The organism is Marinobacterium sp. xm-g-59 (assembly GCF_013283315.1).
Taxonomy (GTDB): domain Bacteria; phylum Pseudomonadota; class Gammaproteobacteria; order Pseudomonadales; family Balneatricaceae; genus Marinobacterium_E.
This window is the reverse complement of sequence record NZ_WBYR01000002.1, coordinates 13,238-39,005: the sequence shown is the minus strand read 5'-3', so window position 1 is coordinate 39,005 and position 25,768 is coordinate 13,238. Positions and strand designations below refer to the sequence as shown.

The 25,768-nt window shown below is 47.8% G+C and carries 23 protein-coding genes, 1 tRNA gene and 2 riboswitches; of the genes, 9 read left to right on the top strand and 15 right to left on the bottom strand.

Annotated elements, in window-relative coordinates:
* The first annotated feature begins 70 nt into the window (after positions 1-70).
* The 4 genes from hrpA to XMG59_RS02580 all read left to right on the top strand — a co-directional run bounded on the left by hrpA (position 71) and on the right by XMG59_RS02580 (position 6,494).
* Positions 71-3,985 carry an ATP-dependent RNA helicase HrpA gene (gene hrpA, locus XMG59_RS02595; protein ID WP_371731411.1) on the top strand — a complete coding sequence of 1,305 codons (3,915 nt, stop codon included), beginning with the start codon at positions 71-73 and terminating at the stop codon, positions 3,983-3,985.
* Between the two features lie 77 nt (positions 3,986-4,062).
* Complete coding sequence (locus XMG59_RS02590; RefSeq protein ID WP_173498168.1) at positions 4,063-4,764, top strand: VacJ family lipoprotein; 702 nt, start codon at positions 4,063-4,065, stop codon at positions 4,762-4,764.
* Positions 4,765-4,839: 75 nt separating this feature from the next.
* A complete protein-coding gene (locus XMG59_RS02585) occupies positions 4,840-6,009 on the top strand; it encodes a PP2C family protein-serine/threonine phosphatase (protein WP_173498167.1) in 1,170 nt (389 codons plus the stop codon).
* Positions 6,003-6,494, top strand: a complete 492-nt coding sequence (locus XMG59_RS02580) for an STAS domain-containing protein (protein WP_173480603.1) — start codon at positions 6,003-6,005, stop codon at positions 6,492-6,494. Before XMG59_RS02585 ends, XMG59_RS02580 begins: the two co-directional genes overlap by 7 nt.
* A 276-nt stretch (positions 6,495-6,770) precedes the next feature.
* Here XMG59_RS02580 and XMG59_RS02575 read toward each other — a convergent pair whose 3' ends face one another.
* The 3 genes from XMG59_RS02575 to XMG59_RS02565 are packed head-to-tail and all read right to left on the bottom strand — an operon-like array spanning position 6,771 to position 9,122.
* A complete protein-coding gene (locus tag XMG59_RS02575; protein WP_173498166.1) occupies positions 6,771-7,685 on the bottom strand; it encodes a biotin-dependent carboxyltransferase family protein in 915 nt (304 codons plus the stop codon).
* The gene (pxpB, locus tag XMG59_RS02570) at positions 7,678-8,400 is read right to left on the bottom strand and encodes a 5-oxoprolinase subunit PxpB (protein ID WP_173480606.1); all 723 of its coding nucleotides are present in this window, start codon (positions 8,398-8,400) and stop codon (positions 7,678-7,680) included. The genes XMG59_RS02575 and pxpB overlap by 8 nt, the downstream gene beginning before the upstream one ends.
* The gene (locus XMG59_RS02565; protein ID WP_173480607.1) at positions 8,400-9,122 is read right to left on the bottom strand and encodes a 5-oxoprolinase subunit PxpA; all 723 of its coding nucleotides are present in this window, start codon (positions 9,120-9,122) and stop codon (positions 8,400-8,402) included. The genes pxpB and XMG59_RS02565 overlap by 1 nt, the downstream gene beginning before the upstream one ends.
* Positions 9,123-9,387: 265 nt before the next feature.
* Between XMG59_RS02565 and XMG59_RS02560 the strand changes: the two genes are divergently transcribed.
* Together XMG59_RS02560 and XMG59_RS02555 are read left to right on the top strand one after the other, a co-directional pair.
* Complete coding sequence (locus tag XMG59_RS02560) at positions 9,388-9,648, top strand: type II toxin-antitoxin system Phd/YefM family antitoxin (protein ID WP_173480608.1); 261 nt, start codon at positions 9,388-9,390, stop codon at positions 9,646-9,648.
* A 3-nt stretch (positions 9,649-9,651) separates the two neighbouring features.
* The gene (locus XMG59_RS02555) at positions 9,652-9,945 is read left to right on the top strand and encodes a type II toxin-antitoxin system RelE/ParE family toxin (RefSeq protein ID WP_173488610.1); all 294 of its coding nucleotides are present in this window, start codon (positions 9,652-9,654) and stop codon (positions 9,943-9,945) included.
* A gap of 41 nt (positions 9,946-9,986) precedes the next feature.
* Here XMG59_RS02555 and tal read toward each other — a convergent pair whose 3' ends face one another.
* The 3 genes from tal to XMG59_RS02540 form a co-directional block, all read right to left on the bottom strand.
* Positions 9,987-10,940, bottom strand: a complete 954-nt coding sequence (tal, locus tag XMG59_RS02550; RefSeq protein WP_173498165.1) for a transaldolase — start codon at positions 10,938-10,940, stop codon at positions 9,987-9,989.
* 37 nt (positions 10,941-10,977) lie between these two features.
* Positions 10,978-11,958, bottom strand: a complete 981-nt coding sequence (gene dusA, locus XMG59_RS02545; RefSeq protein WP_173498164.1) for a tRNA dihydrouridine(20/20a) synthase DusA — start codon at positions 11,956-11,958, stop codon at positions 10,978-10,980.
* A 131-nt stretch (positions 11,959-12,089) separates the two neighbouring features.
* Positions 12,090-13,028 (bottom strand): carbohydrate kinase, encoded by a 939-nt coding sequence (locus XMG59_RS02540; protein WP_173498163.1) that lies wholly within the window; start codon positions 13,026-13,028, stop codon positions 12,090-12,092.
* 73 nt (positions 13,029-13,101) lie between these two features.
* Between XMG59_RS02540 and XMG59_RS02535 the strand changes: the two genes are divergently transcribed.
* A complete protein-coding gene (locus XMG59_RS02535) occupies positions 13,102-13,728 on the top strand; it encodes a transaldolase family protein (RefSeq protein ID WP_173498162.1) in 627 nt (208 codons plus the stop codon).
* A gap of 72 nt (positions 13,729-13,800) precedes the next feature.
* The gene (gltX, locus tag XMG59_RS02530) at positions 13,801-15,282 is read left to right on the top strand and encodes a glutamate--tRNA ligase (protein ID WP_173480614.1); all 1,482 of its coding nucleotides are present in this window, start codon (positions 13,801-13,803) and stop codon (positions 15,280-15,282) included.
* Between the two features lie 41 nt (positions 15,283-15,323).
* On the opposite strand, the gene XMG59_RS02525 is transcribed toward gltX, so the two are convergent.
* Complete coding sequence (locus XMG59_RS02525; RefSeq protein WP_173480615.1) at positions 15,324-16,082, bottom strand: IclR family transcriptional regulator; 759 nt, start codon at positions 16,080-16,082, stop codon at positions 15,324-15,326.
* Between the two features lie 186 nt (positions 16,083-16,268).
* On the opposite strand from XMG59_RS02525, the gene XMG59_RS02520 reads away from it, so the two are divergent.
* Positions 16,269-16,344: transfer RNA gene (locus XMG59_RS02520), tRNA-Ala, on the top strand.
* A 42-nt stretch (positions 16,345-16,386) separates the two neighbouring features.
* On the opposite strand, the gene XMG59_RS02515 is transcribed toward XMG59_RS02520, so the two are convergent.
* The 8 genes from XMG59_RS02515 to thiC form a co-directional block, all read right to left on the bottom strand.
* On the bottom strand, positions 16,387-16,701 hold the full coding sequence (locus XMG59_RS02515; RefSeq protein WP_173480616.1) for a nucleotidyltransferase family protein: 315 nt from the start codon (positions 16,699-16,701) through the stop codon (positions 16,387-16,389).
* On the bottom strand, positions 16,683-17,096 hold the full coding sequence (locus XMG59_RS02510; RefSeq protein WP_217361984.1) for a nucleotidyltransferase substrate binding protein: 414 nt from the start codon (positions 17,094-17,096) through the stop codon (positions 16,683-16,685). The genes XMG59_RS02515 and XMG59_RS02510 overlap by 19 nt, the downstream gene beginning before the upstream one ends.
* A 136-nt stretch (positions 17,097-17,232) precedes the next feature.
* The gene (locus tag XMG59_RS02505) at positions 17,233-18,303 is read right to left on the bottom strand and encodes a BMP family ABC transporter substrate-binding protein (RefSeq protein ID WP_173480617.1); all 1,071 of its coding nucleotides are present in this window, start codon (positions 18,301-18,303) and stop codon (positions 17,233-17,235) included.
* Between the two features lie 27 nt (positions 18,304-18,330).
* Entirely contained in the window at positions 18,331-19,254 is a 924-nt protein-coding gene (locus XMG59_RS02500) for an ABC transporter permease (RefSeq protein WP_173483627.1), read from the bottom strand.
* Positions 19,254-20,333, bottom strand: a complete 1,080-nt coding sequence (locus XMG59_RS02495; RefSeq protein WP_173498161.1) for an ABC transporter permease — start codon at positions 20,331-20,333, stop codon at positions 19,254-19,256. The genes XMG59_RS02500 and XMG59_RS02495 overlap by 1 nt, the downstream gene beginning before the upstream one ends.
* On the bottom strand, positions 20,330-21,850 hold the full coding sequence (locus XMG59_RS02490; RefSeq protein WP_173480620.1) for an ABC transporter ATP-binding protein: 1,521 nt from the start codon (positions 21,848-21,850) through the stop codon (positions 20,330-20,332). Before XMG59_RS02490 ends, XMG59_RS02495 begins: the two co-directional genes overlap by 4 nt.
* A gap of 406 nt (positions 21,851-22,256) precedes the next feature.
* Entirely contained in the window at positions 22,257-22,883 is a 627-nt protein-coding gene (locus XMG59_RS02485; protein ID WP_173483624.1) for a hypothetical protein, read from the bottom strand.
* Between the two features lie 649 nt (positions 22,884-23,532).
* On the bottom strand, positions 23,533-25,422 hold the full coding sequence (thiC, locus tag XMG59_RS02480) for a phosphomethylpyrimidine synthase ThiC (protein ID WP_173480622.1): 1,890 nt from the start codon (positions 25,420-25,422) through the stop codon (positions 23,533-23,535).
* Positions 25,423-25,501: 79 nt separating this feature from the next.
* A riboswitch (TPP riboswitch) is annotated at positions 25,502-25,604 on the bottom strand.
* 70 nt (positions 25,605-25,674) lie between these two features.
* Positions 25,675-25,763: riboswitch (TPP riboswitch) on the top strand.
* Positions 25,764-25,768: the final 5 nt, after the last annotated feature.

The window sequence follows — 25,768 nt, the reverse complement described above, 5'->3', positions numbered from 1 at the left end:
AATCGCTTCTCTGGCAGCCTTTTTACCAGTTGGGTAAAATTCGCGGCTATCAAAAATTATGAGTCCCATTGTGCATCCGACATTAAAACCGTTTATTGACCGCCTCGAGCGTTGCCAAATACGCGACCAATACCCTATTCGTCGTGCATTGGAACGACTCTCCGAGGCAGCAGAAATCGATGAAACGGCACTGCAAAAGGCGGTTGAACGCATAGAGCGATCGGAAGCGATAGTGGCGCAGAAGACCGAAAAAGCTCTGCTACCGATCGACTACCCAGACCTGCCGGTGACGGGTGCACGCCAAGAGATACTCGATGCAATCCAGCATAACCAAGTGGTGGTGGTCGCAGGTGAAACCGGGTCCGGTAAAACGACCCAGTTGCCAAAACTCTGCCTAGAGTTGGGGTTAGGCTGTAAAGGGTTGATTGGACATACACAGCCACGACGATTAGCCGCGCGCACGGTTGCCAGTCGCATTGCTGAAGAGTTGAAAACTGAACTGGGCTCTAGAGTCGGTTATCAAGTTCGATTCCACGATCAGATTGGCGAAGAGACTCAGATTAAACTGATGACGGACGGTATCCTTCTGGCCGAAACTCAGCACGATCGATACCTGAACAAATACGAAGTCATCATCATCGATGAGGCGCATGAGCGCAGCCTCAATATCGACTTCTTATTGGGCTACTTCAAACGAATTTTGCCTAAACGCCCCGATCTTAAGTTGATCATTACCTCTGCAACCATCGATGTGCAGCGTTTCTCGAAACACTTTGGTGATGCACCTGTGATAGAGGTCTCCGGAAGAACCTTCCCGGTAGAGACACTCTACCGCCCATTGAACGAATCCACGGATGAGGATGATGAGGCGAGTGGTGATATTCAGCAGGGCATTCTCAACGCTGTCGATGAACTCATTGCCATCGACAGAGCTAAACCGAGTGGTATGCCTGGCGACATTCTGATCTTTTTACCGGGTGAACGAGAGATTCGAGAGAGTGCAGAGAAATTGCGCAGGGCTGATCTCAGAGATGTCGAGATTATGCCGCTCTATGCAAGGCTGTCGTTAGCGGAACAGAACAAGGTCTTTACCTCGGGTCGCTCAGCAGGGCGTCGTATCGTCTTAGCCACCAACGTGGCAGAGACCTCCGTGACAGTGCCGGGGATTCGTTATGTCATTGACCCCGGTCTGGTTCGCATGTCGCGCTACAGTTATCGATCTAAGGTACAGCGCTTACCGATTGAGCCAGTGTCACAAGCGAGCGCCAACCAGCGTGCAGGTCGCTGTGGGCGAGTAGCTCCCGGCACCTGCATTCGACTCTACTCGGAAGAGGATTTTCTCTCTCGTCCTGAGTTCACCGATGCGGAAATTCGTAGAACCAATCTCGCCTCCGTTATTCTGCAGATGCTGCAACTTCGATTGGGTGATATTGATCGTTTTCCCTTTATCGATCCACCCGATAAACGCTTCATCAATGATGGTTATAAACTGCTTGAAGAACTGCAAGCGGTCGATGCAAAGCGTTCAATCACCAATTTGGGTAAACAGCTGGCGCGCTTGCCTGTCGACCCAAGGATTGCACGTATTATTGTTGAAGCGGGTCGTCAGCACTCACTGCGTGAGATATTGATCGTTACCAGTGCACTGAGTGTCCAAGACCCTCGCGAGCGTCCGCAGAATAAGCGCCAAGCAGCCGATGAAAAACACAAGTTGTTCCATGACGAGAAGTCCGATTTCATCACTCTGATTAATTTGTGGAATGCCTTTGAGGAGCAACGCCTTGAGCTGAGCCAGAATCAACTGCGCAAGTGGTGTACTAAACACTACCTTAGCTACCTAAGAATGCGAGAGTGGCGAGATCTGCATCGACAGCTGCATCTGAGCATCAAGTCGCTTGATCTGAAAGAGAACAGTGAACCGGCCAGTTACGATCAGGTTCATCGAGCAATTATCTCGGGTTTCTTGGGACACCTCGGTTTCAAGCAGGAGCGTGGTGAGTATCTTGGTGCGCGTAACCGCCGCTTTAAAATATTCCCTGGCTCAGGCGTATTTAAGCAGGCACCGAAGTGGGTGGTCGCTGCAGAGATGATTGAGACCAGTCAGCTGTTTGCTCATACCCTTGCCGAGATTAACCCAGAGTGGGTTGAGCCCTTGGCTAAGCACCTCATCAAACGTAGCTACTTAGAGCCGCATTGGGAGAAAAAACGTGCTCAGGTAGTGGCCAGTGAGCAGGTCAGACTTTACGGCCTAGTTATTGTGCCTAAACGTAAGGTGCACTATGGTCCGATCGATCGCGAAGTCTCCCATGAAATTTTCATTCGAAGTGCACTGGTCGAGGGTGAATATCAGACTAAGGCGCCGTTTTTCCAACACAATCGAGATCTTTTAGAGTCCGTTGCCGCGCTTGAGGATAAGTCGCGCCGACGCGATCTGTTGGTCGATGAAGAGACACTGTTTCAGTTCTACTTAGAGCGTCTGGATCAACACGCGGGATCAGATATCGTCAACGGAGCTGGGTTTGAATCTTGGCGCAAAAAAGCAGAACAGGCCTCCCCTAAGCTGCTCTTTTTGACCGAGCAGGATGTGCTGCAACGCTCGGCAGATCATGTTCGAGATGAACAGTACCCAGAAGTATTGTTGATCGAGGGTGCGCCTTTAAAACTGAGCTACAAATTTGAGTTAGGTGCGGTCGATGATGGCTTGAGTATTGATTGCCCTCTGCCACTGCTGCCCAGACTCAGTACCGAACGTCTAGCCTGGCTGGTACCGGGTATGTTGGCCGCCAAGCTTGAGGCGTTGCTGCGTGGCCTGCCTAAGGCTGAGCGTAAACAGTTTGTGCCGATCCCCAACTATGTCACTGAGTTAATGGAGAAACTGGCGTTTGGTGATGGTGACCTGTTTGAGGCTGTGTCACTGCAGCTGCTGCGTCTGACTGGGCACCGTGTTCAGGTGGATCAGCTGAAAAGTGTGCAGCTTGAACCGATTCATCAAGCCAATATTCGCGTAATCGATGAACAGGGGAACCTATTAGGGCAGGGGCGTGATTGGTCCGAGCTACAACGTAAACTGGGTGATGCGGCACAGACAGCGATTCAGCAAGCACCTAAACAGAGTTGGGGTGAGACAGAACTAACGGAGTGGAGTTTTGGCAAACTCGATAAACAGAAAACCGTTAAACATGCAGGCGGTATCGAAGTTGAAGCCTACCCTGCACTGATCGATAAGGGTGAGAATGTCGAGCTGACCCTATTGAGCCAGCCCTTGGATGCACAACGCCAGTCACATCGAGGTGTGGCACGTTTGGTGCTGATCTCACTGCAAACTCAGGTTAAAGATATTCGTAAAAGCCTGCCTAATTTGGCGCAAGCGATTCTGCAGGCGGGTAAGAAATATAATGAACGCTTCCTGCAAGAGCAGATCATCATGGCCGCGGCATTGAGCCTGATCGATCAGGATAATCTGCCTACCAGTGAGTCGGAGTTTAGCCAAACTCGAGATCGGGTGAGAGCCGATCTGCATGAGCAGGCCAAAACCATTGCAGCCTTTGTCATAGAACTTCATCAACGCGTGCATCGCATATCGAAGACGTTGAACGGTAAGGTCTCATTAGAGACGGTACCGGTACTGAATGACATTCGTGCGCAACTTGATCGATTGATTGATAAAACCTACCTCACCGAGACGCCACCGCAGTGGCTGGCACATCTACCGCGCTACCTCAAAGCGATTGAAGTGCGATTAGATAAGTACCAAAGAACCCTACGCCAGCAGGTTTTGTGGTCGGATGAGCTGGTTAAATGGCAACAACAGTATGAAGCAGCCGTTGCCAAAGCGCGTGATACTGGCGAAGTGGGTAGCGAGTTGATCGACTTTAAGTGGTGGATCGAAGAGTACCGAGTCTCACTGTTTGCTCAAGAGCTTGGCACAGAATTTAAAATTTCTGAGAAGCGTCTTAAGCAGAGGTTCACAGAAGTTTCTGGATAATAGATCCATTAAAGAATTCTTGGCCTATACTTCATAAATCATTGGTTAGGCGCTAACGGATAATTAGGTAGTTTTTAATGAACGTTTTAAATAAGTTGTTGGCTCTTTTTGTACTGAGTCTGTCACTCAATTCGGTCACAGCAGTGGCTCAAGATTCGGAGTTAAATGACCCTTGGGAAGGCTTTAACCGTGGTGTCTTCAACTTTAATGAATCCCTAGATCGCGCCATTCTTAAGCCGGTTGCTCAAGGTTACCGTTTTATCATGCCAGATGTGGCCGAGCAGGGCGTCAGTAACTTCTTTGATAATCTGCGTGATGTGGTCACCTTCTTTAATAACGTTCTTCAGCTTAAACCCGTTGAAGCAACCCAGGATCTATCGCGCGTTCTCATCAACACCACCATCGGTATTGGTGGTCTGTTTGATGTGGCATCAGCCATGGATATTCCTAAAAACGATGAAGACTTTGGACAAACCTTAGGTGCATGGGGTGTTGAATCAGGCCCTTACCTTGTTCTGCCTCTGTTTGGACCTTCCACTGTTCGTGATGGGGTAGGTATTATTCCCGATATGTACCTAGACCCACTGAACCAGGTTGAGTCTGAAGAGCTACGCTACGGCTTAAAAGCGCTGAAAGTGGTTGATAAGCGTGCGTCGTTGCTTGATCGTGAAGGGGTTGTTACGGGTGATCGTTACACGTTCATTCGAGATGCCTACCTGCAGAAGCGTGAATTCGAAGTCAATGATGGTCGTGTAGAGTACAACGCAGACGACTTCTAACAGCAGTTTACTTCACACCTTCGCAGGAGTAGTCTCGGTACTTAATATGTTGCTACTTGTTTGACGAAACCTGCGATGGATTCACAAGAGACTCGAATTTTAATCTACTCCTCGGATACCGAGACCATAGATGCTATTTTTGATCTTTGTGAATTGAGCCAGGTGGATGGTCTTAGATTGGCCACCTGCGCGACACTCGATGCCGTCGAAGATTATCTAGAACACCACTCTACCTCGCTTCTCTTTTTCGATTTCCACTCCTTTCCTGAAACTCAGCAACTCAGTGAATTAGCGCAACGAGTCAGTCCAAAACCGACCATCGCATTTATCTCTCAGCTTGAACAAAACACGCTCGTGCGAGCCCTTCGTAATGGGGCCGATGGTGTGTTCAGTCTTGATGAAGTGCGCAATGACCCGTTAAGTCTGGTGCGCTCATTAGATCGCCAACTAGACCGTGCCATCGCGATTGAATCGGCGCGCTACTTAAGAGATTCACTGAGCCAGAGTTTAGAAGAGCTAAAAGCCGATCAGGATGCGGCTGCGCAAATTCAGCAGCGACTGCTGCCGCCTACTCATCAATCGCTTGATGAATCGCTTAGCTGCGAATATCTGTTGCGACCCTCACTTCTGTTGAGCGGTGACTTTATCGATCTGATTCCGCTGAAAAACGATCAGTATCTATTCTATTTGGCTGATGTGTCAGGACACGGAGCCTCGTCCGCACTGGTGACAGTACTACTGAAAAACATGACCAATCGCCTACAACGAGCCTACTTTAAAGGCGAAAGTGATCGGTTGGAGAATCCACAACAGCTGTTAGAGCACTTCAATAAAGAGATTCTACTGACCAGTTTTGGTAAGCACATGACGATGTTGATTGGTGTGGTTGATACCAAAGCCGCAAAACTGACCTATAGTATAGGTGGGCATCACCCCTCTATGGTGTTAGTGCAGGGCGATAAAGCGCACTACTTAGAAGGGCGGGGAATGCCAGTGGGGCTGTTTGAAGAGCCGCTCTATGAAGAGCACCGCTGCGAATTGGCTTCTGACTTCTCAATCTACCTCTTTTCGGACGGTATTTTAGAGATCATAAAGGGTGACAAACTCGAAGAGAAAGAGCAGAATCTGCTCCGGTTGTGTCAGGCTGAACAGCCCTCTCCAGAGACTTTGTTAAAACGGGTCGTAGATGAAGAGGCGGAGTTGCCTGATGATGTTGCAATAATGATGGTTTCACGTCGATGTTAACGACAGATGGCGGCTTGTTGTTCGCCTTTCAAGATGGCCACTATGTGGTTAAATTTATTGGTGATGTGCGTCTGACGCTCTGCTCAACAATAGATCAACACCTGCGCTCAATGCTCAGTCGAGATGATGTCACTCATACATTGATCGATCTGACCGAGACCACCAATATCGACAGCACCTCTCTTGGACTGATCGCAAAGCTGGCCGTTAAAAGCGCCAAATGTGATATGCCCCGTCCAACCATCGTATCAACCAACCCAGACATCACCAAAATCCTATACGCCATGGGATTCGATCACATCTTCCTGCTTCTAGAAGAGCTGCCCACCAGTAAGAAAGATCTAACCGAAGTGCCATTCGTTCAAGAGTCCGACGAAGCCGTGCGCGCTAAAATCATCGAAGCCCACCGCATTCTCATTGACCTAAACGACAAAAACCGAGACGAGTTCAAAGGCCTAGTCGAAGTCCTAGAGTGCCAAAAATAACGCCTGCCCCACCGTAGGAGCGGTCTAGAATAGGCCGCGAAAAATCCAGATTCAAGCTCAATCGCCTCATCTGCGATAAGGCTCCAACAGTTAAACCCGCTCCCCAGTTATAGCAGTCTTGCAAAGGCCGCGATACTCTCGATTTAAGTCTTAATCGCCTCATCTACGATAAGGCTCCAACAGTTCGTCCCGTTCCCTAGTTGGAGCGGTCTAGAATAGGCCGCGAAGTTCTCGGTTAAAGTTCCAATCGCCTCATCTGCGATAAGGCTCCAACAGTTAAACCAGCTTAGGAACGCGTTTTAGCTGATGTCTAAGGCGATGCTGTGCATGCTCGACAGAGATCGGGTAGAAGAAAACCTCGGTCCCAGGTGTGGCTTGGGCTAGAAGTGCTAGATCGGCTCGGCAGGTCGAGCCGATCTTCATATATCCCCCGATCGTTTGGTGATCATTGAGCATAATGATGGGGTGGCCATCGGCCGGTATTTGAACGGCGCCTAGATTGATACCTTCTGATCGAATACCACCGATAGGTGGCTTGATAGGGGTGTCGGCTATCAATCGACAACCCATTCGATCCGTCAGTGGAGAGACTTCAAAACGCGTTTGGAAAAAACGATTAAAAGCCTGCCAGTCATAAAGGTGGCTCTGTAACCCTTTCACTAAGCCCAATCGAATCGAGCGTTTAAACTGTGGAATTTGATCGACTGAAAGAGCCACCGAATCAGTGATGGTTGGAATTAATAGCGTTAGATTATCACCGACTGATAAAGCATAGCCTAAGCCTTCTCGGGTGCAGGTCGAGGCGCTGCCAAACAGTCTCTCTGTATCAAACCCACCCGATGCCGCTAAATAGAGGCGAGCCCCTTGTGAAGCGGGTTTGATTTCAAACCGATCACCTTTGTGCAGTTTAATGGTCTGATACTGGTCTACTGGAGTGTCGTTAAGAAGCAGAGGCGCTTTTGCACCGGTGACGGCCAGACTGACGTCACAACCACTGGTAAACGCAAAACCACCTAGCGTGATCTCTAAAACTGGTTCAGATTCCGCATTACCCACCAGTGCATTGGCGCAGCGCATCGCCCACTTATCGGCCGCGCCTGATTCGGTTATCCCTAAATGAGCAAATCCGGTTCGTCCGTTATCTTGAATCGCAACCTGACCAAGTACCTTAGTGATCGTCCAGCTAGACATAACTGCCCTCCGACAGAGACCAGTGTTCTGGGCACTGTTTGATCCGCTCAAATGTATCCTGATTGACGGAGACAAATCGAACCCGATCGGCAGGCTGAATCAGAGAGTAGGGTGCTTGAGTTGGATTAAACAGCTCAACCGGACATTGACCAATAATATTCCAGCCACCCGGTGACGCAGCAGGGTAGACAGCCGTCTGTTGATCGGCGATGGCAACAGACCCAGCAGGTACAGAGACTCTTGGCGTTTCCAGTCTTGGAGTTGCGATGCGTTGGTCTACTTCGCCTAGATAAGCAAACCCAGGAGCAAACCCCAGTGCAAAGGCTCGGTAGTCAGTACCGCTGTGGATCTTAATCACCTGATCAACTTCCAGGCGGGACTGTTGTGCCACACGCTCTAGATCCTGACCGACCTCTTCAGAGTACCAGACCGGCAGGTGGACCAATGATGGGTTAATCGATTGACCGGCTTCTAAAGGCTCCTGTTGCAGAAGGATTAGAGCCTGTTTGAGCTCGGACTCACTTATTTTACAGACATCATAGCTCAGCAAAATAGAGCTATAGGATGGAACCAAATCGATAAGAATAGGCGCTAGTCGCTCTATAAGTAGTGAGTTGAGCTGCCCAACAGACTCATTTAATGAAACACTCAGCTCACCATCAAAGTAGATCATGATGGCGCACTCTGAGGCGGTCTCAAATCGCCACTGTGCCATTAGATTAGCGCTCGAATCTGTTGCACAACCTTAAGCGCCTCTGGATTATCACCATGCACGCAGATTGATTCGACAGGGAATATTAAAGGGTGGCTGTTTTCAGACAGGATAACCCCTTCCTCAACTAATCGAAGCACTTGATTAATTGCATCAGACGCCGCATGGACCGCATGGGCTTGGCCTCTGGAGACCAACTGACCTTGGTCAGTGTAAGCGCGATCGGCAAAGGCTTCAAAGATCAGTTCAACCTTTTTACGATCGGCCAAAGCCGAAAACTCAGTGTGTTTGTCGTTGGCTAATAGCATCAGTTTGAGTGGTTTTGAGCAGCGCTTGATAGCATCCAAAACAGTATCAAACAGCTCACTATCAGCCATCATATCGTTATAAAGTGCACCGTGTGGCTTCACGTAGTGAATCGGGTATTGCTCCTCTTCAGCTATCTGACTGAGGGTATCGACCTGATGGGTGATCACCTCAATCAACTCTTCCCTAGGCAGAGTCATAGAGGTGCGACCAAAGTTTTCAGAGTCAGGGTAGGAGGGGTGTGCGCCTACTTCGACGCCGTACTCTTTTGCGAGTCGCAGGGTGTCGCGCATGGTCTTCAGATCGCCAGCATGCACGCCGCAAGCGATATTAGCCTGATCAAGCAGCGGCATAAGCTCAGCATCCATGCCAAGCAGTTTACCGTTAACGCGTTCGCCTAAATCTGCATTTAATTTCATGCACTCAGTTTAATCGCCCCCAACTTTTGAGTCTATCTACGACTACGTTGGAGCCTTATCGAAGATGAGGCGATAGAAAATCTAATAAAATAAATCGCGGCCTTTATAAGACCGCTCCAACAGGTGGTTTTAGTTTTATCGCAGATGCAGCGATTAGATCTAGAGTGATCCCAGCTTTAGCGAGCTTCCTCTAACGAATTGCAGAATCAAAAACTAATGTCTAGTATAAAGGTTCTATTAACAGGTCCAGCTAAAAGGTTTCTTAATGCGTTTCTCAGAAGATATCGTCCCGCTGAAGGATTTAAAGGTTAATCCAGGAAAAGTGGTCACACATACACAAACAGCCAAACGTCCTGTTCTGTTAACCAGTCGCGGTCGTGGTGTTGCTGTTATTCAAAGCTTAGCTGAGTTTGAAGAGCAGAGTGATCAGTTAGAGTTTGTTAAAGCCGTCGCTAAAGGTTTGTTGGAAGAAAAGCAGGAGAAAACTCTAACCCTCGATGAGCTTAAAGCGGATCTCGGGATCTAAATCGTGCAGATCAAATTCACTTACTCAGCTCGAACGGATCTAAAAGAGATATTGGAACACTTCAAATCTGAAGGTTTAGAGGTGAGAGGCGAAGAGATAGTGGGTGATCTTATTCACGCAATGGAGTTGGTGTTAGAAAACCCTAAAATGGGGCGAGTTGTTCCTGAGTTCCAAGTCGATACACTGAGGGAGCTCATCCGTCCTCCATATCGAGTCGTTTATCGAATCACAGAAAATTGGATTACAGTCGTCAGAGTTTGGCGCTCAGAGAGGTTGATGAAGCCAATTTCAGAGTAGCCTAAAATATCATCGCGGCCTTTGAAAGACCGCTCCAACCCTTAAGCTTTTGAAGCTAACAGCTTCTCTAACTTAACCTGATCGATCGCGAAGTTACGAATACCCTCTGACAGCTTTTCAGTCGCCATAGCGTCTTCGTTCATGCCCCAACGGAACGCTGATTCGGTTGGGCCCACTTTGGCATCCTGGCTGCTAGCATTCGCTGCAACGAGACGCTGTTCGATAGAACCTGTCGCAGCAGCTAGCTCTTCAAGTAGGCTTGGACCAATGGTGAGACGATCACAACCCGCTAAAGAGATGATCTCGCCGGTATTACGGAAGCTGGCGCCCATGACAACGGTGTCGTAGCCATTCGCTTTGTAGTAGTTGTAGATGCGAGTTACTGACTGCACACCAGGATCATTTTCACCAGAGAAGTCTGCTTCTGGGTTCTGTTTTTTGTACCAATCAAGAATACGACCAACAAAGGGTGAAATTAGGTAAGCACCGGCATCGGCACACGCCTGAGCCTGAACAAAACCGAATAGAAGTGTCAGGTTGCAACGGATACCGTTCTTCTCCAGTTCGCGTGCTGCCTGAATGCCTTCCCAAGTTGAAGCAATCTTAATCAGTACACGGTCTTTGCTAATGCCCTGCGCTTCATATAGCTCAATCAGACGGTAGGCCTTTTTAAGCGTTGCTTGAGTATCGAACGAGAATCGTGCATCGACCTCTGTAGAGATATAGCCCGGTACAATTTTAGTGATCTCACTGCCAATCAAAACTGCGAGGTAGTCGGTCATATTAGCTAACTGCTCACTGTCGCTTCCACCCTGTGCTTTGGCCCAGTTGATCGACTGTTCTAGCAGGTGAGCGTACTTAGGATCTTCACTCGCTTTCAGAAGCAGCGAGGGGTTAGTGGTTGCATCCTGTGGCGTGAACTGTCGAATAGCATCAATGTCACCGGTGTCGGCAACGACGGTGGTCATGGATTTAAGTTGGTCTAGTTGATTCATCTATCTCGTCCTTGTAGCTAATCGACTTAGAGTATCGTTACTCTGTTACAAATTTAAGAGCTTCGCGGAAGGTTTCAACACCCGCTTCGCGTTTATGTCCGTTTTGACTGAGATGGCGTCTAAACTGCTTACCACCGCGCTCGCCATGAAATAGTCCTAGCAAATGTTTCACCACACCATAGAGCGAATTGCCATTGGCCATGGCACGTTCAATGTAAGGGATGAACTGTTCTGCCACTTCGGTTCTAGCAAGCGGTGTGCCAGTTTCACCAAAGAGTCTCGACTCTACTTGGCTCAGAAGCGGGTAGGGGTTTTGGTAAGCTTCACGCCCAATCATCACACCATCTACATGCTGCAGGTGCTCTTCGCACTCATCCAATGTTTTGATGCCACCGTTGATCACAACCTCTAACTCTGGAAAGCGCTGTTTGATCTTATAGACATTGTCGTAGATAAGCGGTGGTACTTCGCGGTTCTGTTTAGGGCTTAAGCCATCCAGAATGGCTTTACGAGCGTGGATGGTGAAGCTGGTGATGCCACTCTCTGCAACCGTCTCGACGAACTGTTCTAACAACTCGTAGCTGTCGAGATCATCTATGCCTAAACGGTGCTTAACGGTCACAGGAATCGATACCGCAGCCTGCATCTCTCCCAAACACTCTTTAACTAACTGAGGGTGTGCCATTAAGCAGGCACCGATCATATTGTTCTGGACACGATCCGATGGGCAGCCCACATTAAGGTTAACCTCATCGTAACCCCACTCTTCGGCAAACTTGGAGCACTTGGCGAGATCCGCAGGGTTGCTACCGCCAAGTTGCAGAGCAAGCGGGTGCTCTTCCGCGTTGTAGTCCAACCAGCGAGCAGGGTCGTTATGAATCAGCGCACCCGTCGTCACCATCTCGGTATACAGCAAAGTATGGCGCGACATCAGACGATGGAAAAATCGACAATCACGTGTCGTCCAATCCATCATAGGTGCGACAGAAAATTTGCGGGAAAAGCTTGTTGTAGTCATTAAACACACCAGGGTCTGACCTTCGGTCTGACCCTACTCTCTAATTACACTGTATCTGTTGGAGCCTTATCGAAGATGAGGCGATCAGACTTGCAAGAATCGCGGCCTTTTCAAGACCGCTCCAACATCGGTTAACTCAAATCACCAAAACGCGCTGAAATATCGGCAAGCATTGGCAAATCACCACCATTTCGCTCACAGGTTACTGCCGCAGCATGGGCTGCAAATTTTATCAGTTTTGCCGCATCAAGGTTATCCAGATTATCAGGGCCACCTTGTTGGAATATTTCGTGAATTAATCCAGCCTGGAAGGTATCACCTGCCCCAACGGTATCTTGAACGGTAATCTTTGGTGCCGGTGAGTGGAAGTACTCTCCGTTGGCTCCAAAAGCATGTGCTCCATCACCACCCTGTGTAACAAACACCCAGCGTGGACCTAAAGCCAAACAAGCCTTGGCGTAATCTTCGATAGAACTGCCAGGTGATAGAAACTCGATATCCTCATCGGACATCTTCATGACGTGAGCAATTTTGCCTAAGCGATCAACCTTTGCCTGCCATACAGCAGGGTCGGGTTGAATGCTTGGGCGTACATTGGGGTCATAGGCAATTAACGCACCCGCGTTACGTGCCTCACTGGCAAACCACTCCAGTGTGCTTGCACCTGGTTCAACAACCGTGCTGTAGGAACCTAAAGAGATGGCAGTAAACAGAGACGGATCTGGGCACTGTTCTTGAGTCAAAGAGACGTCTGCACAACCATCAATGTAAAAAGAGTAGGCAGGGTGGCCATTTTCGTTGAGGGCGATCATTGCCAGTGACGTGTTTAGATCGCTATTGGCTAGGAACTTAGTCTCTACGCCGTTAGCAGCAAGGTGCCCCGCCAACTTTTGACCCAAAGGATCGGAGGAGTTAGCCGTTAAATACCCGGTAGGGTTGCCCATGCGTGCTAGGCCGATAGCGACATTCAGGGGGGATCCACCCACCGTCGCATTTAATGTCACCTGACCAGTAGAGGCAGAATCGCCAGGGAAAACGTCATACAAGGCATCGCCGCAACACAAAAACATCAAAACTCCTTAAGTAGAGCGTTATAACGCTCTATAATGTCAAACTTTAGTTTTATAAGTGGATTTTAACCTCATGGAATGGTTGCTTGATAGTGCTGACGTAAAAGATTGGAAGAGAGTATCACCAACTGGCCTATTTTCGGCCGTTACGACCAATCCACTTCTTATTCAGAGAGCCGGTCTGCACTGCTCAATCGACATCTATAAAGCGCTGCTTGATCAAGCGATGGATCTAGGGTTTAACCACCTTCAGCTACAGGTGTTTGGTGATGATTGGGAAGCAATGGCGGAGAAGATTCTTTCGATCAGTGATAACACCCTCGTCAAAATCCCAGCCAATGAAAAAGGCTTCGCTCTGGCAACCCAATTAGCCGTGCCTGAGCGTACGACCATTACCGGTGTCTACTCAGTCCATTTAGGAGCTGCAGCAGAACGCCTAGGCGCTGCTTATGCTGCGCCTTATTATGCCCGATTGGCTGAGTCGAATCGTGATGTGGAAGTTATCTTAGCTGGCTTGCGCGCTGCCTGCCAGAATACAAAGATCCTAGTCGCAAGCCTGCGCTCGATCGATCAGTTCGAGCATTTGGTCACGCTCGGTCATCGTTGCTTTACGATTCCGGGTGCCTTGCTGAATGATCTATTGAGTGATGAGATGACGGAAGCAGCCATCGCGCAGTTTGAAGAGGCCGCGAAGAGCTGAAATGTCGGTTTAAGATCAGACAACAGTTCTTTATAATTCACGCCATTATTAATTTTCGGATCTATTAAGTTTATGACCGTTCGTACACGTGTTGCTCCATCTCCAACAGGCGATCCACACGTAGGTACTGCCTACATCGCACTGTTTAACCTTGCCTTTGCTCGCCAGCATGGCGGCCAATTTATTCTGCGAATCGAAGATACCGATCAGACTCGTTCAACGCCTGAGTCTGAGCAGGCAATCCTCGACTCTATGCGCTGGTTAGGTTTGGAATGGGATGAGGGTCCAGATGTGGGTGGTCCGCACGGTCCTTACCGTCAGTCTGAGCGAAAAGATGCCTACAAAGACTTTGCGATGCGTCTTGTTGAAGAGGGTAATGCCTTCATCTGTTACCGTACCGGAGAGGAGCTTGATCAGCTACGTGCATCTCTAAAAGAGCAGGGCATAAATCGTGCGCTTAAAGAGTGTGATTTGGCTCTACCTGCAGATGAGGTTGAGAAACGTCAGGCTGCGGGTGCGCCATTCGTTGTTCGTATGAAGGTGCCTGTTGACGGTGTGTGTGAAGTTGATGACATGCTTCGCGGTACCATTGAGCTTGACTGGGCTTTAGTAGACGCGCAGATTCTTCTGAAATCTGATGGCATGCCAACCTATCATTTAGCGAACGTAGTTGATGATCACTTAATGGAGATCACGCACGTGATTCGTGGTGAGGAGTGGATTAACTCGGCGCCTAAGCACAAGTTGCTATACCAGTACTTTGGCTGGGATATGCCTCAGCTTTGCCACATGCCGTTGTTGCGTAACCCTGATAAGTCAAAGCTCTCCAAGCGCAAGAACCCAACTTCGATCCTGTTCTACAAACGCATGGGTTACCTACCAGAAGCGTTGTTGAACTACCTTGGCCGTATGGGTTGGTCGATGCCAGACGAGTCTGAGAAGTTCACTCGTGATCAGATGTTCGAAAACTTCGATATCCAGCGTGTATCACTCGGTGGTCCTGTTTTCGATCAGGAGAAGCTGAGCTGGTTGAACGGCCTATGGATTCGTGAAGAGTTGGATCCTGCTGCATTTGCCGCTGAGTTCCAGAAGTGGGCACTTAATCCAGAGTATCTGATGCAGATTATTCCACTGATCCAACCACGTGTTGAGAAGTTCTCTGATGTGGCACCTTTAGCGAGTTTCTTCCTGTCGGGCATGATGCCAATCACCTTAGAGAGCTTTGCTCATAAGTCGCTTCAAGAGGAAGATGTTCGTCGTATTCTGCAATTTGCAGTATGGCATCTTGATCAGCAGCGCGAATGGGATCGTGACTCACTCTTTAATAGCCTAAAAGGCTTGAGTGATGCGATGGAGTTCAAGATCCGTGACTTCCTATTCCCGCTGTTTGTCGCGATTGCAGGTACGTCACAGTCTGTCTCTGTCGTAGATTCAATGTCGATTCTGGGTCCGGATATGAGCCGTGCTCGCTTGCGTCATGCGTTGGACATCGTCGGTGGCCCGTCCAAGAAGCAGACGAAGGCTTGGGAGAAAGAGTTTCGCTCGATCGTTTAATGAGAAAACCAGACAGGTTTAAATGCCTGTCTGGTGCTCAACTAAGATCTAAACCCCAACTGCTCAGAAATTCGCTCTCCCGTTGCCTTTAGGTCAGCGATCCACTCCTCTTTGCGTCGTTCGATAGGCGCTGAAACAGAAAGTCCTGCAGCCACCTTACCGTTGCGATCGTAAATCAGCACGCCAATACAGCCCACACCAATTTCGGCCTCTTCATCGTCCAGTGAATAGCCTCGTTCAACCGATTCGTGACAAACTCTTTTAAGGGCGTCTATGTCGCTAAGTGTGTTGCGAGTGTATGCAGGTAGGTTAGTTCGTTTTGCATAACCATCGATACTGGAGTCGCCTCCCAAGCCTAGCATCAGCTTTCCGACTGCTGTGACATGCAGTGGTGCACGGCTGCCGATCAGTTGGTTAACGTGCATCATACGATTAGGTGTCGCTTTCTCAAAATAGATAACGACATCGCCTTCGCGCAATGTCAGGTTCACCGTTTCGCCGGTACGATCACGCAGTGCTTCCATGTGGGGTAGGGCAACGGCTCTAATATCGACTTCTGAGTGCAAGCCGCTAGTCAGCTGGATCAGTTTTTGGCCAAGGCGATATTCACCATTACCACTGGCTTCAACGAATTTGTTGTCGCTAAGAGAGTGCAAAATACGGTGAACAGTCGATGGGTGAAGTCCCGTTTCGGCGCTAAGGATCTTTAATTTAACCGGTTTTGAGTAGCGAGCCAGTGCTTCTAAGATTTGAACAGCACGATCGATTACCTGTATTTTAGATCCGGAATTATCACTCATTTTGGGCTTCTCAATAATATTGTCATCTAGTTAGTGTATTTTTCATGATGCAGTAAGTTTTTCAAATAGTGAATATTTCATATTGTGAATTTATTTCAGAATGAAAATTATTATCTCTCTCGCACTCTTGAGAGATTAGCAGTTGCAAGGGCTGTTCGGTTTGATTAATATCCTGCTTGCTCTGATGGGGCCTTAGCTCAGCTGGGAGAGCGCTTCGCTGGCAGCGAAGAGGTCAGGAGTTCGATCCTCCTAGGCTCCACCAAATAAAAATGGCTACCGTAAGGTGGCCTTTTTTGTTTGAACTTCACTGAACTCGAACGTATGAATCTTTTATGATTTTTCTAAATCGTTCAGAGGTTGTAGACCAGTCTACAACGTCTACCGGCCAAACTAGGTCACACCGATCAAATGCGTCTTTGATCGAAGCAATTTTGCTCAAGCCAAGAGGGGTCTCAGTCATAATAGCTAAATCTAGATCTGAGTAGGGTCGAGATTTTCCAGTTACTCTGGAGCCAAATGCTATGACTGAAATGCCAGAGACTTCCGATTCAAGGATGCCTCTTACCGTTTCTAATTCGTGCTCACTGATCCGTAAATGATCTAGATTGAGTTCTGGCATTTGTTCGTTAATATCTTTTGCAGGTGAACAGCTTCATCAATAAATGCTGGAATTCCTTCCACTACTTGGATGGCAACGCTTTCGTCATAAGTATGGCTAGTTTTACCCCTCATCTCTCGATAAGTGCTCCAATCTGACCAGTTGCCTTTAATTAATTTCTTATCAGAAGCCGTGCGAATTAAACCCTGAAAACTGAGTTCATTAATACTGTCACTGTTGGCGGAACTCTCAACAAGGTACCGGCGAATCATCTTATGTGCGAGTTCGTACGTGAATTCAAAGCGTTGAATTAAACCGTCACGGACTTGATCGTCTGAGGTATCAAGCTGATAACGCTCCAATCCTTCTATTAGCTTCTTAAGAGCGTTGTTAAATGGTGTTAGATCTAATTCCATAATCATCACATTGTTTGAACTAAGTCTTATTTAAACACACTTTCCACTCAAATTGATGCCCAGACAACTTCAAATAGTTGCCCATAAAAAAGCCCCGGCAACTCAGTTACCAGGGCTCTTTCAAAGCAATTTCAGCTTATTGTGGGATAGAACCTTTTAGGCCTTCTACGTAGAAGTTCATGCCTGCAAGAGTACCATCATCCGCTGTTTCGCCTTCAGCCAACCAAGCAGAACCGTCTTGCTTGTTGATTGGGCCAGTGAATGCGTGGTATTCGCCAGAAGCTAGTGCATCACGTAGTGCGATTGCTTCAGCTTTCACGTCTGCAGGTACTGCAGACGAGATCTCGCCGATGCCAACCATGCCAGCGCCGATACCGTCCCAAGTGTTTACTGATTCCCAAGTACCGTCTAGAACTGCTTGAGTACGTGCGATGTAGTATGGTGCCCAGTTATCGATGATCGATGAAACGCGTGGCATTGGACCGTATTCAGCCATGTCAGATGCCTGACCGAAAGTGATTACGTTGCCCGCTTCCTGTGCAGCAGCCTGTGGTGCAGTTGAGTCAGTGTGCTGAAGGATAACGTCAGCGCCTTGCTCGATTAGAGCTTTAGCTGCATCTGCTTCTTTAGCTGGATCGAACCAAGTGTAAGCCCAAACAACGTTGAACTCGACATTTGGATTCGCTTTCTTAGCGTGGATGTAAGCCGAGTTAATGCCACGGATAACTTCTGGGATTGGGAATGAACCGATGTAACCAACTTTGTTGGTTTTAGTCATTTTACCCGCGATGTGACCCTGAACTGCACGGCCTTCATAGAAACGAGCAGAGTAGACAGATACGTTGTCTGCTTGCTTGTAGCCAGTCGCGTGCTCGAACTTCACTTTAGGGAACTTCTTAGCAACGTTGATGGTTGGATCCATGTAACCGAAAGAGGTTGTGAAGATCAGATCAGCGCCTTGAAGAGCCATCTGAGTCATAACACGCTCAGAGTCAGCACCTTCTGGAACGCTCTCTTGGTAGATCGTTTCAACGCGATCACCGAAGTGCTTCTCAACCGCTAGGCGGCCTTGGTTGTGCTCGTAAGTCCAACCACCGTCACCCACAGGGCCAACGTAGACGAAACCAACTTTAACGTCGGCTGCGATTGCTGCAGAGCTAAGCGTGATCGCCGCAGCCGCAGTAGTAAGGATTGATTTAAGTTTCATAGGGTCTCCCTAGTGAGTTTTTTAACCTCAGTTTGAGGCGTGGAACAGGCGGCCAAGGGAGGCGGGTGCCCCGTGATTCCCTTTTGCCGAAATAATGACCAGTACGAGAATTGTTATCAAAAACGGTGACATAGACAAGTACTCAACTGGAATTGCGACACCAGCTGCTTGCAGATTAAGCTGCAGCACGGTGATGCCACCAAATAGATAAGCGCCCAATAGTGCTCGCCAAGGCTTCCAGCTGGCGAATACAACAATTGCCAGTGCGATCCAACCCGCACCCGCTGTCATACCCTCGGTCCACTGTGGGACACGAACCAGACTGATGTATGCACCGCCCAAGCCAGCACAAGCACCACCGAACATGATCGCCATGAAGCGGATACGGATAACCTTATAGCCCAGGGCGTGAGCAGCATCGTGATTTTCACCTACTGCGCGAAGTACCAAACCGATGCGCGTGTACTTAAGAACAAACCAAACGGCTGCCACGATCAGAATAGAGATATAGACCATTGGATCGTGTGAGAACAGCATAGGCCCCAATACAGGGATGTCTGATAGAACGGGAATCTCGAAGGCTTGAAGGGTGGGTGACTTGATCCCTTCATAAGGTTTACCCAACAGCGCAGAGATACCTAAGCCGACTAAGGTTAACCCCAAGCCAGTCGCCACTTGGTTCGATTTAAAGAAGAGCACCAAGGTTGCGAAGATAGTCGATAGCAACGCACCGGCAATAGCCGCCGTTACAAACCCCAGTGCAGGACTAGTCGTATTAACGGCCGTTATAAAACCGACCACCGCACCGACAATCATCATGCCTTCAACACCTAGGTTAAGCACGCCGGACTTTTCTACGACGGTCTCACCAATGGCAGCCAGCAAGATCGGAGTGGCTGATACCATTAAAGAGGCGATCAAAAGGACGGGGCTGATTCCTGAAAGATCCATTATTGAGCCGCTCCCAATCGAATTCGGTAGTTGGTAAACATATCCGTCGCCAGCAAGAATAGAAGCAACATACCTTGGAATAGCTGGATGGAGGCGCCGGGAAGTTCCAACATCAACTGTGCTAATTCACCGCCGATGTAAGTCAGTGCCATTAATAGACCAGCTAACAGAATACCCACTGGGTGAAGTCGTCCTAAGAAGGCAACGATGATGGCTGTAAAGCCGTATCCAGAGTTGAAGTCGATGGTGATTTGGCCTGCTGGGCCTGCCACTTCAAACATTCCTGCTAGACCCGCCAAGGCTCCAGAGAAACCAAGACAGAAGACAATTAGACGTGTCGTAGAGACACCGGCAAATTGGGCTGCTTTAGGTGCTTCACCCATTAGACGAACTTCAAATCCGCGAATGTGACGAGTCATCATGACGTAGGTAAAGATCACCGCAATAAATGCAGTGATGACGCCCCAGTGCATGCCGGAATTGGCAATCACTTCACCATTGAACGCACTTGGGTACTGTTGCAGGTTGCGTGAACCCGGGAATCCATATCCGTCAGGGTTCTTTAAAAGCCCTTGCGCTACGGAAGCTAGAATCGATTCAGCTACGTAGACCAGCATTAACGAGACGAGAATCTCATTCGTTTTAAACTTGGTTCTAAGAACTGCAGGGATCATAGCCCAGAGCCATCCGCCGAAAGCGCCAGCAATGATCATGGTGGGGAAAATAAACGGTGATTCAGCAGGGTAGACGGCCAGTGCAGCAGCGGCACCAAAGATAGCCCCCATAATGTACTGACCCTCAGCGCCAATATTCCAGATGCCCGCTTTAAATCCGACCGACAGACCAATAGCAATCAGAATCAGTGGGCCTGCTTTAACCAGTAGTTGTGGTCGTGAGTAGGAGGCGAAGTTCTCATCAAAGAGTGGATCCCAAAAGATGATGCGTATGGCTTCAAACGGATCTTTACCCAAGGCTGCAAACATAATGCCGCCGGCAATCATGGTAAGGATGACTGCGATAATTGGAGTCAGGATGGTGGTTGTTCGTGACGGCGCTAACCGTTTTTCAAAACGTATCACTGTGCACTCTCCTCAACAGAGGCAGTCGATCCGCCCATCATCAAACCTATTTGATCCATACCTAACCCTGCAGTGGGAACGATTTCAGAGAGTGAGCCCTCATTTAGCGCACAGAAGTGATCACTGATCTCTAACAGTTCATCCAAATCTTGGCTGATCACTACGACACCCGCACCATTATCAGCAAGGTCCAATAGTTTTTGCCGAATAGAAGCCGCTGCAGCCGCATCGACTCCCCAAGTAGGTTGGTTAATGACCAGCACTTCTGGCTTTTGCAAAACCTCACGGCCCACGACAAATTTTTGTAAGTTACCGCCTGATAAAGAGCCGGCTGGAGTGTGAGTGCCAGGGGTGCGCACGTCAAAGTCTTCAATAACCTCTTCGGCATAGTCATTGGCGCTAGACCAGTTCACAAAACCACTTTTCAAAAGCCCCATACGGCGAGCTGCAGTAATCACAGTATTCTCTTTCAGTGACATGGCAGGAGCGGCTGCATGGCCTAGTCGCTCTTCGGGTGCACTCAGAAGACCTAGCTGACGACGTTTGATAGGGCCTAGCTCACCGATGGGTTCGCCATTAAATTGAATGGCATTTGCGTTCGTTTTAAGTTCGCCAGAGAGTGCCGAAAGGAGTTCATCCTGACCATTACCAGCAACTCCGCCAATACCCAGTATCTCACCGGCTTTAAGGTCGATATTGATCGATTTAAGTGAAGTGCCAAATTGATCTTGTGAGGACGAAGAGAGGGCTTTAACAGAGAGTATGGTTTCACCAATATTTCGGCTGGATTTAACCGGGTTTGCAAAGCTGGCACCCACCATCATCTCCGCCATCTCGCGAGCCGTGGTTTTTGACGGCACACAGGTTGCGACCTTCTCACCATGGCGAAGTACGGTCGCTTCATCACACAGAGCACGAATCTCTTCAAGCTTGTGTGAAATGTAAAGAATGGAGGTGCCTTCCTCTTTAAGCTGGCGCAAAGTTTTGAATAGGATCTCGACCTCTTGGGGAGTCAGAACCGACGTGGGTTCATCCATAATCAAAAGCTCAGGGTTTTGTAACAAGCAGCGAATAATCTCAACGCGTTGACGTTCACCCGCCGACAGGGTCCCTACAATACGGTTTGGCTCAAGCGGTAATCCATAGGCATGTGAGACGAGCTCAATACTTTTGGATAGCTCACGTGGCTTGGGTGCGTCATCCATGCCCAGTGCAATGTTTTCAGCAACGGTTAACGCATCGAAAAGGGAGAAGTGCTGAAACACCATCGCAACACCTGATGAGCGAGCCGCGTTGGGCGACACTGGCGAGTAGTCGGAGTTGTTGAGTGTCATTTGGCCAGAGTCAGGTTTAACCAGGCCGTAGATCATCTTAACCAGTGTGCTTTTACCGGCACCGTTCTCACCTAAAAGGGCATGAACTTCGCCCTTTTTGATTTCGAAAGAGACATTGTTATTGGCGACAACACCCGGGTATGCCTTCGTCAGGCCATTAATCTTTAAGAGCGCATCTGCCATTAAATCGCTTTCTCTTGGTGGCTGAAAGAACAGTCGCTGTCTGACTGTCTGGTTAACAATTGAGTAAGAATACCTAGGGAAGGATCATATGTCATCACTCTGTCACTGAGTGATTCTATATTTAGGGGTTAGATAAAGTATTTGGTAACTGGGAAGGTTTTCTTAGTAATTTTAGGCATAAAAAAACACGACGCGTGGTCGTGTTTTCTCTAGATGCTCTCTTTGTACCTAATGAATGGTACCGATGGTCGGACTTAGAGACTGCCCAAGTACACCACCTTTCCTTGCAAAACATATACTTACATACCTTAGGTTCACCCTCAAGAGACCTTTTTGTGTCTACGGTTTTGTCTACGGATAAGTCCCTTTACCCGTAGGACGCTCTAACTCTCTTTCTGAGCTAAATTCACCGAAAATCTTTAAGACACTCATCAATTGAATCGGATAATGAGTAACCCCCCTTCACCCTGGGCTTTATAGATTTGTACCAATCATCAACAGGGCTGCTTTTCTGACTTAAAGGCATGCCACGATACATTAGCAATGGATTTACTTGCACTAGGCTCAATTGCTTAGGAAGCCGTGTTTTAACGTTGCGCAAGAAATTGAATCTGGTCAACTCAAGCTTAGCTTTTCTATAGGCGTCTCCAACGTATGCCGTCAGGTCACTAATGTTTACCAAACAGTAATTTCTTCCTAATACATTATCTTGTAGATAAGTAAGGTATTTGCGCGCAGCTTTGCTAAGGTTCTCAGTCAAAGCATAGGACATGCGATCGACAGTTAACTCCATATGTTGATAGGTTTTAAAATAGAGCCTGACATGGTCTTCCTGAGAAAGAGACCATATTGGATGGGACTGTCTAAAGTTGACTACTTCGTCCTTTAAATTGCATGGTCTAACATCTAGAACCAAACCAGTATTAATTGAGTAGGTTACTAGTTGTTCATTTGCTTCATTATCTAGACAAACTTGTGATGCGATATCTGGCTCTCCTTCCTGCTTGAGACATTCAACGATCTTACGCTGCATAGAATGGTTATATCTTCCCCAAGATCGTTCTTCATATGGAAATGTTGGTTCTGCAACTTCAAAAACGGAAGCATCTAGTCTACAAGTCAATTTTTTATCCCCTTTAGTATCTAATTGAAAGAAACTAGAAAGTCAGGTTTCATGCGGGTTGCAATGATTTAAGTGTTCCATATAGAGAACACTTACGAGCTAACTTTCTATCGTTAGGGGAACTTAAGAATCTGAATTTCAATCTACTTGCTAATTAGTGCTTGCGATTTTTGATAGGGTGAAGGGGGGTTACTCATTATCCGATTCAATTGATGAGTGTCTTAAAGATTTTCGGTGAATTTAGCTCAGAAAGAGAGTTAGAGCGTCCTACGGGTAAAGGGACTTATCCGTAGACAAAACCGTAGACACAAAAAGGTCTCTTGAGGGTGAACCTAAGGTATGTAAGTATATGTTTTGCAAGGAAAGGTGGTGTACTTGGGCAGTCTCTAAGTCCGACCATCGGTACCATTTATTTGGTATAGATTACAGAGAGACACTTTAGAAACCTTGAGATCCCTTAAGGTATCCCATTGTTTTCCTTGCGAATCCTCATGATCCGCGTCCAAGGAGTAGACAATGGGTCCCCAAAGGTAGCTAGTGTTACTTGCCCAATATTTTCCTAGTTACTAGCGTGATATAAAGATGAACCAAGCTCTTCAAATTTACCTGACATCTCTTTCATACCATGTGCTTTGATATCAGCATATTCTTTTACTTCCTGGCTGATCTTCATTGAACAGAATTTAGGACCACACATTGAGCAAAAATGGGCTACCTTTGCTGCGGGTGCAGGCATCGTTTCATCATGAAACTCTCTAGCCCTGTATGGATCAAGCGAGAGATTAAATTGATCTTCCCAGCGAAACTCAAATCGAGCTTTTGACAGGGCGTTATCTCTAACCTGTGCGCCAGGGAAGCCTTTAGCGAGATCAGCGGCGTGAGCTGCAATTTTATATGTTATCAGCCCGTCCTTCACATCCTCCTTGTTAGGTAGGCCTAGGTGTTCTTTCGGGGTCACGTAACAGAGCATAGCGCATCCATACCAACCAATTTGAGCTGCACCAATCCCTGAAGTGAAGTGGTCGTAACCAGGTGCTATATCCTGAGTCAGAGGTCCTAGAGTATAAAACGGTGCTTCATGGCAATGTTCTAACTCTTCAGTCATATTTTCCTGAATTCGCTGCATCGGAACATGACCAGGACCTTCGATCATGACCTGAACATCATATTCCCAAGCAATTTTCGTCAACTCACCGAGTGTTCGAAGCTCACTAAATTGAGCCTCATCGTTCGAGTCCATGATTGAGCCTGGACGCAGCCCGTCACCGAGAGATAATGCTACGTCGTAGGCGGCACAGATCTCACATATCTCCCGAAAGTGAGTGTAAAGGAAGTTTTCTTGATGATGAAAGAGACACCATTTAGCCATAATGGAACCACCGCGAGAGACAATCCCTGTTAAACGATTGGCAGTCATAGGTACGTATTCAAGAAGCACCCCTGCGTGGACCGTAAAGTAATCTACGCCCTGTTCTGCTTGTTCAATAAGCGTATCTTTTATGACTTCCCAACTAAGGTTCTCTGTAATCCCGTCAACTTTTTCTAGTGCCTGATAAATGGGTACTGTTCCGATGGGTATGGGTGAATTACGAATAATCCATTCACGCGTCTGATGGATGTCATCGCCAGTTGATAGATCCATCAATGTATCCGCACCCCATCGAGTTGACCATACAAGCTTTTCTACCTCCTCTTCTATTGAAGAAGTAACTGCTGAATTACCAATGTTAGAGTTCACTTTTACTAGGAAGTTGCGCCCAATAATCATAGGTTCAGACTCAGGATGGTTGATGTTAGAGGGTATAATAGCCCTGCCTTCTGCAACTTCTGTACGCACAAACTCTGCTGTTATTTTTTCAGGAATATTGGCTCCGAAGCTCTCACCTGGATGTTGTTTACGTAGCAGCTCGCTTTTTATCGCTTCCAGGTTTTGATTTTCACGGATAGCGATAAACTCCATTTCTGGGGTGATGATCCCTTTTCGCGCATAGTGCATTTGAGTAACACATTTGCTCTTCAAGGCTTTGCGAATACGAACTCGTTTTTGAAAACGCTTTGCTTCTCCTCGAATATCTATCTGTTGTAAGCGAGCATATTCAGAACTTAAAACATCTAAGACCTCTGTGTCTCCACGCTCAGTGATCCATCCCTCACGAAGAGGCTCAAGCCCTTCTGTAACGTCTATGTGCTTATTGGGGTCCGAGTATGCACCCGCTGTTTCGTAAACATAGATAGGTTCGTTCTGCTCCCAATTTGAGGCATCTTTCTCATCAGCTATCGGTGTTGGATTACAACTAATTTTTCGCATGGGAACTTGTATGTCCGCTCGAGATCCTTGGACATAGATTCTCTCCGAACCCGGCAAAGGGTTAGATGATAGTGAGTAGATAAAGTCTCTCGCAGACTCTTGAGCTGTTTGTGAGCTGGTAGGTTTTGTATTTTCTGACATAAGCACTCCTGAACTAACTGGATTGCTTGTCGAGTGGTATCGAATAGATACGTGGCGACCCAAGATAAGGGTGACTGCAGAATCAAGAAATCTTGTTCCCTACGCGGGTTCTAACCCGTTCAGGTTCTGCGGATCCCGCACAATGTGCGATCTCAGCCAATAAGGCACTCCGACAAGTTTTTTTAAAATAAACACAAAAATGAAACAAATCAACAGAGATCTATTTACAAATGCGAGCGTAAAAAATACATTGAAAAAAGACAGGGGCGCCAAAAGGCTGAGAAGCACCCTTAGTACCTGAACCAGATAATGCTGGCGTAGGGAGTCGAGAATCCACTAGTCATAA

Bases quoted from the DNA above. Each gene is read 5' to 3' on its own strand.
- XMG59_RS02525 (WP_173480615.1), bottom strand. From the start codon at position 16,082: ATGAGTGATAATTCCGGATCTAAAATACAGGTAATCGATCGTGCTGTT.
- XMG59_RS02575 (WP_173498166.1), bottom strand. From the start codon at position 7,685: ATGTCTAGCTGGACGATCACTAAGGTACTTGGTCAGGTTGCGATTCAA.
- XMG59_RS02535 (WP_173498162.1), top strand. From the start codon at position 13,102: ATGGAATGGTTGCTTGATAGTGCTGACGTAAAAGATTGGAAGAGAGTA.
- XMG59_RS02490 (WP_173480620.1), bottom strand. From the start codon at position 21,850: ATGGCAGATGCGCTCTTAAAGATTAATGGCCTGACGAAGGCATACCCG.
- XMG59_RS02585 (WP_173498167.1), top strand. From the start codon at position 4,840: ATGGATTCACAAGAGACTCGAATTTTAATCTACTCCTCGGATACCGAG.
- XMG59_RS02500 (WP_173483627.1), bottom strand. From the start codon at position 19,254: ATGGATCTTTCAGGAATCAGCCCCGTCCTTTTGATCGCCTCTTTAATG.
- XMG59_RS02515 (WP_173480616.1), bottom strand. From the start codon at position 16,701: ATGCCAGAACTCAATCTAGATCATTTACGGATCAGTGAGCACGAATTA.
- gltX (WP_173480614.1), top strand. From the start codon at position 13,801: ATGACCGTTCGTACACGTGTTGCTCCATCTCCAACAGGCGATCCACAC.
- XMG59_RS02565 (WP_173480607.1), bottom strand. From the start codon at position 9,122: ATGAAATTAAATGCAGATTTAGGCGAACGCGTTAACGGTAAACTGCTT.
- XMG59_RS02540 (WP_173498163.1), bottom strand. From the start codon at position 13,028: ATGTTTTTGTGTTGCGGCGATGCCTTGTATGACGTTTTCCCTGGCGAT.
- XMG59_RS02510 (WP_217361984.1), bottom strand. From the start codon at position 17,096: ATGGAATTAGATCTAACACCATTTAACAACGCTCTTAAGAAGCTAATA.
- XMG59_RS02485 (WP_173483624.1), bottom strand. From the start codon at position 22,883: ATGCAGCGTAAGATCGTTGAATGTCTCAAGCAGGAAGGAGAGCCAGAT.
- thiC (WP_173480622.1), bottom strand. From the start codon at position 25,422: ATGTCAGAAAATACAAAACCTACCAGCTCACAAACAGCTCAAGAGTCT.
- XMG59_RS02560 (WP_173480608.1), top strand. From the start codon at position 9,388: ATGCGTTTCTCAGAAGATATCGTCCCGCTGAAGGATTTAAAGGTTAAT.
- XMG59_RS02580 (WP_173480603.1), top strand. From the start codon at position 6,003: ATGTTAACGACAGATGGCGGCTTGTTGTTCGCCTTTCAAGATGGCCAC.
- XMG59_RS02505 (WP_173480617.1), bottom strand. From the start codon at position 18,303: ATGAAACTTAAATCAATCCTTACTACTGCGGCTGCGGCGATCACGCTT.
- tal (WP_173498165.1), bottom strand. From the start codon at position 10,940: ATGAATCAACTAGACCAACTTAAATCCATGACCACCGTCGTTGCCGAC.
- dusA (WP_173498164.1), bottom strand. From the start codon at position 11,958: ATGACTACAACAAGCTTTTCCCGCAAATTTTCTGTCGCACCTATGATG.
- pxpB (WP_173480606.1), bottom strand. From the start codon at position 8,400: ATGGCACAGTGGCGATTTGAGACCGCCTCAGAGTGCGCCATCATGATC.
- XMG59_RS02590 (WP_173498168.1), top strand. From the start codon at position 4,063: ATGAACGTTTTAAATAAGTTGTTGGCTCTTTTTGTACTGAGTCTGTCA.